This is a genomic window from Streptomyces sp. NPDC014734, from assembly GCF_043083325.1.
In the GTDB taxonomy this organism is placed as follows: Bacteria; Actinomycetota; Actinomycetes; order Streptomycetales; family Streptomycetaceae; genus Streptomyces.
On sequence record NZ_JBIBYN010000011.1, the window covers coordinates 287854 to 296514 of the forward strand.

Below are 8661 nucleotides of genomic sequence, written 5' to 3' on the forward strand. Positions count from 1 at the left end.
GTCCCGGCCACGGGCCGTTCCGCCCGGCTGGTGCGGATGCGCGCGATCACACGTGTCAGTGATGTCCGCGCCCACGGTTCTGAGGGTCGGTCAGGGACCGGTTCCGGTGAATCGGCCATGCTCCCGCAGCGGTTCACCGGTCGTGGTGAAGATTCGGCACCTCGATCGGGGCACATTCGTATGGCATATGTGAAGATCTGGCCATGAGTACCTCACCGCAGTCGCCGGCCGACAGGATCCAGACGGACCGGCCCCATTCGGCCCGTGTCTGGAACTACCTTCTGGGCGGCAAGGACAACTACGCCGTCGACCACCAGATGGGCGACGTGATCCTCAAGGCATTCCCGGACTTCGCCGCCATCGCCCGCCTCCAACGGGCCTTCCTCGCCCGCGCGGTGCACTTCCTCGCCGCGGAAGCGGGCATCCGTCAGTTCCTCGACATAGGAACCGGCCTGCCGACGGCGAACAACACGCACGAGGTGGCCCAGCGGGCGGCACCGGAATCCAGGATCGTGTACGTCGACAACGACCCTCTCGTCCTGGCCCACGCCCGCGCCCTGCTCACCAGCACTCCCGAGGGCGCGTGCGCCTACATCGACGCCGATGTGAGGGACACCGACACGATCCTCGCCGAGGCGGCGAAGACGCTGGACTTCAGCCGTCCGGTCGGACTGACCATGCTGGGGATCATGGGACAGCTCCCCGACGAGGACGACCCGTGGGCCCTGGTGGACCGGCTGGTGGCGGCCCTCCCGGCGGGGAGCTATCTCGCCCTCAGCGACGGCACGAACACCAGCGACTCGCTGAACCATGCCGTGGCCTCGTACAACGCGAACTCGGCGAGTTCGTACCACCTGCGCAGCCCCGAGCGGATCGCCGACTACTTCCACGGCCTGGAACTGGTGGAGCCGGGCGTCGTGAGGACGGCGGCCTGGCGTCCCGACCCCGGGCAGAGTCCCGCGCAAACACTGCAGGGGCACGCGGTGAGCGGCGTCGGGCTCAAGGTGTGAGACACCCGTTCCCCGGTGCCGGACCGTGCGGCGGCACCACTTCGGCACCGGGGAGCCGCGGGGGCGGGCCAGAAGCGCCGTGGGCGCCCCGACGGCCCGTTCCGCGGGGCGGCGTCAGCGCCGGGCGAGCGAGCCCCGGACGAACTCCGCCTGTCCCGCGTGCTGCAGGTCGTCCGAGATGACGCTGATCAGCCGGACCCCGAGGGTGACCGGCGGCGACCACGCCTCGTCGACGACGCGGTTCAGCGCCCTGCCGTCGAGCCCGCTGACGAACTCCAGGGTCCGTTCGTGAACGGCGTCGTGGTAACCGAGCAGCAGGTCGGGCGAGCCCACGCGCACGGCGGCGACCTCCGAGGCGCTGTGCCCGTATCCGGTGGCGGACTTCTCGAAGGGCAGGTCGAAGCGGGAGGCCCAGTCCTGGGTGAACCAGATCTGCTCGGTGCCGGCGGCATCGGAGACGTGGTCGTCCTGGATCCGGGTGAGGTGCCACACGAGCCAGGCGATCGTGTTCGCCCCGTCGTCGAGCCGGGCGTGCAGGTCGGCCTGCGACAGGCCCTCGACCGCCGAGTGCACCGTCTCCCGGATCCGGCCGAACGCATCCGTCAAAAGGTCAGCGCTGTTCATGTCCTCACCCTGGCCGCTGCCGCGCCGCCACCCGGTCAACGACACGCGCCGACCGCGCCGTTGCGGACGGCGGAACGGCGCCGGAACCGGCCCGGGCCGCCATCGCCGCGGCCCACGAACCCCGGGTGGTTCCGGGGCCCCGGCCCGGACCGGACACGGCGGGGCGGCGGTCCGCCCGCGTACGCCACCCCCCGCGGTCATTCCGGTCCGCCGCCCGGCGCGCCCCGGCCGGTGGGCAGTTGCGCGACGCGGGCCAGTCGGCGCAATGAGTCCATCCCGGCCGCGCGGTCATGGGTACTGGTGGTGACCAGCACCTCGTCCGCCCCGGTCTCCTCGATGACCGTTGCGAGTTCCGCGGCCACCTCCTCCTCGGTCCCCCGGATGTGACCGCGCATGCCCTCCTCGTAGAGGGCGCGTTCTCTCCCGGTCATCGTCAGCGCCTCGACCCGTTCGGCGGGGGCGAGCGGCGGGAACACACCGTGGATCCGGGAATACGCCAGCGACCAGGCCTCCGGTATCAGCAGGCGCCGGGCCTCGTGCGCACTCGCCGCGATCGCGACCGTGCCCGACACGACGACATAGGGCTCCGGCGACCAGGACGAGGGGCGGAATTCCCGACGGTAGCCCTCGACGGCCCGCCGCAGCTTCTCCCGGCCCCGCAGGTCCCCGACCACCAACGGCAGCCCGGCCGTCGCGGCGATCCCGGCCCCCTCGCCGGTGGCCAGCACGAACGGGGGAATGCGCAGGCCCTCGGCGGGGTGGGCGCGCACCCCCGGGTGGGCGTGCTGCGTACCGTCCAGCCAGCCGAGCAGTTCGGTGAGCTGTCCGCCGAAGTCCTCCGCGGCCGTCCTGTCCCGTCCCAGCGCCCCTCGCACGCCGCCGGTGAAACCCACCGACCGCCCGAGGCCCATGTCGATCCGGCCGGGAAACAGCGACTCCAGCACCCCGAACTGCTCGGCCACCACGAATGGCCGGTGGTTGGGGAGCATCACACCGCCCGTTCCGACCCGGATGGTGGTCGTCGCCGCGGCGACGGCCGCCGCCAGCACGGTCGGCGCCGAACCGGCGACACCCGGCACGCCGTGGTGCTCGGACACCCAGAACCGGTGGTAGCCGAGCGCTTCGGCCCGCCGGGCCAGGCGGACCGTGTCACGGAGCGCCTCGGGGCCGTCGTGCCCCTCGCGGACACGGGAACGGTCGAGGACGGAAAACCTGGTGGATGCGATCACGGAGCTCACACCCTTGTGCAACGTCCGCCGCCCCCGTGGATTCCCGGGCCCGTCACCCGGTCGGCGCGGCCCCGGGCAGGGGCGCTCGGGAGCCGTGCCGTCGGGGTCACGCGTCCCCCTCCGCGCGGGGACCGGCGGTGCCCGAACCGGACGGCGGCCGTCGGGCCACCGCCTCGGACGACGGTTCACTCCATGGGATAGATGTCCCCGCTCGCCATGCCGCTGACCTGGTCGCTCTCCGCCTCGATCCTGCGGGCCTTGTCCTTCAGCCGCTGACGTTCCTTGGGATCGGTGGTGCGCTCGGCCGCCTCCGCGAGATCCTTCGCCTTGGCGCGCATTTCCCTCACCCGACCACGGTATTCATCGGACTCGCTCATGATCACTCCTTGGATCTGTGGGTGGAGCCGCCTCCGCCACAAAACCAGGTCTGTGCGGGGACCGCATTCCCGGGTGCTCACCCACTGTGACGCCGGACGGAACGGAGGGACGGCCGACAGCACCGGCGCCCTTCGTCCGCGCTCGCCCCCGTCGGTCCGAAACGGCCGACGCGACGGCTCAGCCGCGGCAACGGTGCCACGGGCAACGCGCTCCGCGGGTGCCCGACCGGCGGACGCCCGCGCTCAGGAATCCGAGCCCGATCCCCAGCATCCAGGAGTCCTTGGCCAACGGGATCCCGTTCTGCGTGGGCCGCAGGCTGCCGGGCTCGCGCATCCCCGGCACTCGCAGGTAGAGGCCGAGCAGGCCGCCGGAGAACCCCGTCAGCGCCAATCCGGCCAGTCGGGTCGGTACGAAGGGGGCGAGCAGGGCCCCGCCGACCGCGATCTCCGAGCAGGCGAGCATCCGGGTGAACCTGCGGGGCTCGATCCCCTTCAGGAACGGATACGCGACACAGGCCATGTCGTGCACGCCGCGCGCGGTCTCCTCGTCCGCCTTCAGCTTGCCCAGACCGGAATTCAGGATGAACGCACCGGTCGCGAGGCGAGGGGCCACATCGCGCAGTTCGCAGGTCGTTGTCATCGGAGCCTCCGTCGAGTCTGGTGCCCGGGCCCCTCGTCGAGCTTAGCCAGACGAGACCGCCACCGCTCCGCGGGGAGTCCGGGTCGGGTGCGCAACGCACCCCGTCCGGGCCCGGCGCGAACGAGCGGTCGGGCACGCATCCATCGATGTTCGACTTCTGTTGGTCGCGGAGCAACCTCGGACGCCCGACCGCCGTCTTGATCCACAACAAGGCGGTTCACCGCCGGTGACACCCCCGTCCGACCCCCACGAGTGCCCGGGTGCGACCACCGGACAGCTATGCATGGAATGTATACATCGTGCGTATAGCTGATCCGTCGCTGGGCGGCCCGGCCGCGCGAAAGGCTCCCATGCACAGCAAGGCACTGGCGCCCGAGTACCAAGGCGCCCTCACCAAGATGTCGGTGAACTCCTCACTCACGGACGTGCTGGCGGAAGGCGTACGGCACTTGCGGGAGGCGGAGCTCGCCGGATCGCAGCAGGAAGTTGCCCGGTGCGGACTCGCGGTCGCCGAGGCGCACCGCAGGCTCGGCAACGTCGAGGAGGCAGACCGGGCGTGGAAGGCCAGCTACCGGGCCGCCCGTTCGGCGGGCGACCAGGGGGCGATGGCGTGGGCGCTGTGGAGCGGCGGGACGCTCTCCCGACAGCGTGGCCGACTCAGGCTCGCCTTCCGCCTGTTGGAGCTCGCCGCCGACATGGGCAAGCGCGGCGGGGACATCGTCGCCCGCGGCTACTCCCTCGCCGGACTCGCGGAGACCGGCCGAATACAGGGCGACTACCGGACCGTCGCCGCCCTGCACGAGCAGTTGCTCGCCGAGGCGCGCGCCCGCGGCGAGGCGCGTCACACCGTGTGGGCCCTGGAGGGCATCGCCCAGATCCATCGCAACACCGGGTCACTGGACAGCGCGCTGGCCATGTTCGAGGAGGCGGCCGAGCTTGCCGGGAACGCGGACGACCGGCGGGGCCGGGCGTGGGCACTGCGCGGCATGGCCGACATCATCTCCCTGCGGGACGACCCGGAACGGGCCCTCGCCCTGCTCTCGGAAGCCGAACTCACCTGCCGTGAGATGAAGTTGTCCAGTGCCCTGGCGTACAACCACAAGATGCGCGCCAATGTGTTCTTCCGCGCCCGCCGGTACGAGGAGGCACGCCGGGGCTACGAGGAGGCGCTCGCCGAGTTCCGCGCCATGACGGAACCCCGGGGCGAGGCCCTGGCCCGGCTCGGCCTGGTCAAGTCGCTCGCACGGCTCGGCCGCGACCGGGACGAGACGGCCGCCGATCTCGACGAGCTGCGCCGCACCCTGGACCGGATCGGTCTGCTCAACGCACGCGAGATGGTGGAGAAGGCGTACGTCGAACTCGACGTGGCAGGGGTCGGCACGGCGGACGAGGGAAGCGGGCGGCGATGACACCACCGTCCGTGACCCAACGGTCCACCGCGCCGCAGGTGCTCGCCCGCTGTCGCGACCTGGTCCGCCCGGCACTCGTGCGGGCCGTGCAGCAACTGCACCCGTGGCACGCGGAGATGTCCGCCTTCTCGCTCGGTTGGGGTGCCCCCGACGGCAGTCCCGCCCAGGGCTCGCAGGGCAAGGGGATCCGTCAGGCCCTGACCCTGCTCTCGGCCGAGGCGGCGGGCGGTCCCGCCGAGGACGCCGTGGTCGGTGCGGTCGCCGTCGAGCTGATCCATGTCTTCTCGCTCCTCCACGACGACATCATGGACGGTGACGAGACCCGCAGGCAGCGCGCCACCGTCTGGAAGGTGTACGGAACCGGCCCGGCGATCCTGGCCGGGGACGCGTTGTTCGCGCTGGCCGTCCGGACCCTGGCCGACGCGCCCGGCGCGCACAGCGCGTCGGCGGTGCGGCATCTCGGCGCCGCACTGACCGACCTGGTGCGCGGCCAGGCGGAGGACCTGTTGTTCGAGAACCGGCCCTGGACCGGTCCGAAGGCCGTGCGTCCGCACGAGTACCGGTGGATGGCCGAGCACAAGACCGGCGCGCTGCTCGGTTGCGCCGCCGGGCTGGGCGGTGTCCTCGCCGGCGCCCCGCCCACGACCGTCGACGCCCTCACCGCCGCCGGGCGCCATCTCGGAGTGGCTTTCCAGGCCGTGGACGACCTCCTCGGGATATGGGGGGATCCGGAGGTCACGGGCAAGCCCGTCCACAGTGACCTGCGCCGGTTGAAGAAGACGTATCCGGTGCTGGCGGCCCTGGCCGCGGAGGGTCCGGCCGCCGGACGGCTGGCCGCCCTGCTCGGCACCGGCGACCCGCTCGACGCCGCCGCCGCGCGGCGGGCCGCCGGACTCGTCGAGGAGGCCGGCGGGCGGGCCGCGGCCCTGGCCGAGGCCCAACGGCACCTGGACAGCGCCCGCCGCGGCCTGGAAGGGGTTGCGCTGGCCCCGGCCGCGCGTGACGAGATCCTCGCGCTGCTGCCCTTCCTCGTCGAACGCGCGGAGTGATTCCGGCACACCCCGGGCGCCTTCCCGGCTTCCCGCCCTTCCCGGCGCGGCAGTGACCGCGCCGGGAAGGGCGTACGCCCGATGTCGCGCGTACCGGGGCCGCCGCGCGGGCACCTCGGCCGATGCAGTTCCCCCGTCGGGACTCCGGTTCAAGAGGTCGCGGCCTCCCGCCACGCGCCGTGCGGAGGCCGCGCCGGGAAGGGAGGCGTGAGGGCGGCGGGCAGGGCTGCGGACCCGTGTCCGCCCGCTGATCCCGGAACCGGTCGAGGCCGCGTCGGCACGTGGGGGCCGCGCGGTGAAGGGGGTCTACCAGTAGTGCCGTCGGCCGCCCACCGCGTGTCCCACGGCACCCAGGACCCAGAGGACGAGTCCGATCGCCACCAGCACGATGCCAATCGTCCAGAGGATCGCGATGCCCGTCACCAGGCCGAGGATCAGAAGAATGACGCCTAGGATGATCATGGATTTCTCCCCTCGCACGTCTCACTCCAGTATGCGCCCGCCTCTGTCGCCAGGTACTGGGGAACCCGTGGCACCGAGACGATGACCGCCGGCCCGCGCACCGCCCCCGCCGCGGCGGGAGGCCGAAGCGGTCGGGCTCCGCCCGTGGGGTGACTTCCCGCGCATGTCGTCGCGGAAGGCGCGGACGAGGGGGCCGGTGCTGGTACCAGCGGGGAATGCCCAGCCCATCGCATCCGCAGCCCGACCGCGCGGACCCCGGTATGCCGCCCGAGGCGCGACGCGCGCGGGCCCGTGCCGTGCCGCGTCGAACACCGCGCGGATCACGCCGCCCCGCGCCGCGGAGCCCGGGCACGCACCGGGCCCGGTCCGCCGTCCGGCACGAGTCCCGGGTGAACCCCACACTGCGGACGGCCGCCGACCACGCCTGGCGCATCCTCGTCGTGGGAGCCGTGGTGTACGCCCTGTTCTCGGCGTTGGGAACGTTCCACGAGGTGGCGGCGGCCGTCTTCCTCGGTCTGGTCGGCACGGCGATGCTGCGTCCCGTCGCCGACCTCTTCGCCCGTCTGGTGCCGCGGTCGCTCGCCGTCGCCGCCGCACTGGTCGGCAGCATCGTGCTGGTGCTCGGCGTCCTGAGCCTCGTCGGTGAAACGGTCGCCGGAGAACGTGCCGGACTGGAGCGGGAGTTCGGTGACGGCATCGGCAGGATCAAGCGGTGGCTGGAGACGTCGCCGTTCCATCTGAATCCGCATGCGCTCGACGATCTCCAGTCCCGTATGGGCGAGTTCCTCTCCAGCCACCGCTCCGCGCTCATCAGTACGGCCGTCAGCGGCGTGGGCCGGCTCGTCGAAGTGGTGACGGTCCTCGCTCTCGCCCTGTTCTGCGCGGTCTTCTTCATCCACTCGGGGGACCGGCACTGGGACTGGTTCTGCGCGCAGCTTCCCGAGGCGACCCGGAGCCGGGTGGAGACCGTGGGCCGTGCGGCGTGGCGGACCTTCACCGGGTACACCCACGGCATCGTCCTGGTGGCGGCGACGAACGCCGTACTCGTCGGGCTGGCCCTGTTCGCGCTCGGCGTCCCCCTGGCTCTTCCGCTGGCGCTGCTGGAGTTCTTCGCCGCGTTCGTTCCGCTGATCGGCTCACCGATCGCGCTCGCGGTCGCCGCCGTGGTGGCCCTGGCGGCCAAGGGCCCCGTCGTGGCGGCCGTCGTCATCGCGCTGATCGTGGTGATCGGACAGATCGAGGGCCATCTCCTCCACCCCCTCGTGATGAGCTGGGCGGTCCGGCTCCATCCCGTCGTGGTCGCGGTCGCGGTGATCGCGGGCGCCATCGCGGCGGGGGTACTGGGCGCCGTGGTGGCGGTCCCCCTCGTGTCCGTCCTCTGGTCGTCCCATCGGGCGCTGCGCCGGGCGCGCGAGTCCGCCCGGGTGAAGGGGTGACAGCCGTGCACCGGCCGAACGCGCCGCCCTCCGGCGCGTGTGCCCCCTCCCGGCGGCAGCCCGGCATCCCGGCACGTACGTCACATGAGGCACGATGTGGGACGGTGTGCGGCGCCGCTGCCCGTCGTGGGTGAGGCGAGCCGCTGAACCTTTCCGGTCGCCGCGCCAAGGGCTGCCCCGTGATCCGCGGTGGAACGGTGCGCGGCGTCGGATGCGGTGCATCGCATGGCGGAGGGACATGCGCCTACCGGATGCATGCGGATGTTCCGGCAACGCCGCGAGGTGCCGTAGCCGTCGTCGCGCGCCCGCCGGGGATTGCGGAACAGCCCTTAAAGGGTGTTGCAGAAGGCCGTGATCTGGGCATCTCCGTTGTATGGATGGGGTGTTGAGGGCTGAACGTGTGTGGGTGGAGTCGTTCACGGGGC

General features: G+C 72.3%; 9 protein-coding genes. 4 read left to right on the top strand and 5 right to left on the bottom strand.

Annotation, left to right across the window (positions count from 1 at the left end; all coding sequences use genetic code 11):
• Positions 1 to 203 precede the first annotated feature (203 nt).
• Positions 204 to 1010: an SAM-dependent methyltransferase gene (locus tag ACF1CT_RS20000; RefSeq protein ID WP_391785208.1), complete on the top strand. Its 807-nt coding sequence runs from the start codon at positions 204 to 206 to the stop codon at positions 1008 to 1010.
• A gap of 114 nt (positions 1011 to 1124) precedes the next feature.
• On the opposite strand, the gene ACF1CT_RS20005 is transcribed toward ACF1CT_RS20000, so the two are convergent.
• From ACF1CT_RS20005 to ACF1CT_RS20020, 4 genes are all read right to left on the bottom strand, one after another.
• A complete protein-coding gene (locus ACF1CT_RS20005) occupies positions 1125 to 1634 on the bottom strand; it encodes a DUF664 domain-containing protein (RefSeq protein ID WP_391785209.1) in 510 nt (169 codons plus the stop codon).
• 197 nt (positions 1635 to 1831) lie between these two features.
• Positions 1832 to 2872, bottom strand: coding sequence for an MsnO8 family LLM class oxidoreductase (locus tag ACF1CT_RS20010; RefSeq protein WP_391785210.1), 1041 nt, complete (start codon positions 2870 to 2872; stop codon positions 1832 to 1834).
• A 176-nt stretch (positions 2873 to 3048) separates the two neighbouring features.
• Positions 3049 to 3240: a DUF6381 family protein gene (locus ACF1CT_RS20015; protein ID WP_391785211.1), complete on the bottom strand. Its 192-nt coding sequence runs from the start codon at positions 3238 to 3240 to the stop codon at positions 3049 to 3051.
• Between the two features lie 178 nt (positions 3241 to 3418).
• Entirely contained in the window at positions 3419 to 3880 is a 462-nt protein-coding gene (locus ACF1CT_RS20020) for a hypothetical protein (RefSeq protein ID WP_391785212.1), read from the bottom strand.
• Between the two features lie 350 nt (positions 3881 to 4230).
• Between ACF1CT_RS20020 and ACF1CT_RS20025 the strand changes: the two genes are divergently transcribed.
• A complete protein-coding gene (locus tag ACF1CT_RS20025; protein WP_391785223.1) occupies positions 4231 to 5289 on the top strand; it encodes a tetratricopeptide repeat protein in 1059 nt (352 codons plus the stop codon).
• The gene (locus ACF1CT_RS20030; protein WP_391785213.1) at positions 5286 to 6338 is read left to right on the top strand and encodes a polyprenyl synthetase family protein; all 1053 of its coding nucleotides are present in this window, start codon (positions 5286 to 5288) and stop codon (positions 6336 to 6338) included. Before ACF1CT_RS20025 ends, ACF1CT_RS20030 begins: the two co-directional genes overlap by 4 nt.
• Before the next feature lie 306 nt (positions 6339 to 6644).
• Here ACF1CT_RS20030 and ACF1CT_RS20035 read toward each other — a convergent pair whose 3' ends face one another.
• The gene (locus ACF1CT_RS20035) at positions 6645 to 6800 is read right to left on the bottom strand and encodes a DUF6131 family protein (protein ID WP_391785214.1); all 156 of its coding nucleotides are present in this window, start codon (positions 6798 to 6800) and stop codon (positions 6645 to 6647) included.
• Positions 6801 to 7060: 260 nt separating this feature from the next.
• Here ACF1CT_RS20035 and ACF1CT_RS20040 point away from each other — a divergent pair, with 260 nt between their 5' ends.
• The gene (locus ACF1CT_RS20040; RefSeq protein WP_391785224.1) at positions 7061 to 8236 is read left to right on the top strand and encodes an AI-2E family transporter; all 1176 of its coding nucleotides are present in this window, start codon (positions 7061 to 7063) and stop codon (positions 8234 to 8236) included.
• The last annotated feature ends 425 nt before the right edge of the window (positions 8237 to 8661 follow it).

Excerpts from the sequence above, each read along its gene's own strand:
- ACF1CT_RS20030 (WP_391785213.1), top strand. The coding sequence starts at position 5,286 with ATGACACCACCGTCCGTGACCCAACGGTCCACCGCGCCGCAGGTGCTC.
- ACF1CT_RS20040 (WP_391785224.1), top strand. The coding sequence starts at position 7,061 with ATGCCGCCCGAGGCGCGACGCGCGCGGGCCCGTGCCGTGCCGCGTCGA.
- ACF1CT_RS20000 (WP_391785208.1), top strand. The coding sequence starts at position 204 with ATGAGTACCTCACCGCAGTCGCCGGCCGACAGGATCCAGACGGACCGG.
- ACF1CT_RS20025 (WP_391785223.1), top strand. The coding sequence starts at position 4,231 with ATGCACAGCAAGGCACTGGCGCCCGAGTACCAAGGCGCCCTCACCAAG.
- ACF1CT_RS20020 (WP_391785212.1), bottom strand. The coding sequence starts at position 3,880 with ATGACAACGACCTGCGAACTGCGCGATGTGGCCCCTCGCCTCGCGACC.
- ACF1CT_RS20015 (WP_391785211.1), bottom strand. The coding sequence starts at position 3,240 with ATGAGCGAGTCCGATGAATACCGTGGTCGGGTGAGGGAAATGCGCGCC.
- ACF1CT_RS20035 (WP_391785214.1), bottom strand. The coding sequence starts at position 6,800 with ATGATCATCCTAGGCGTCATTCTTCTGATCCTCGGCCTGGTGACGGGC.
- ACF1CT_RS20005 (WP_391785209.1), bottom strand. The coding sequence starts at position 1,634 with ATGAACAGCGCTGACCTTTTGACGGATGCGTTCGGCCGGATCCGGGAG.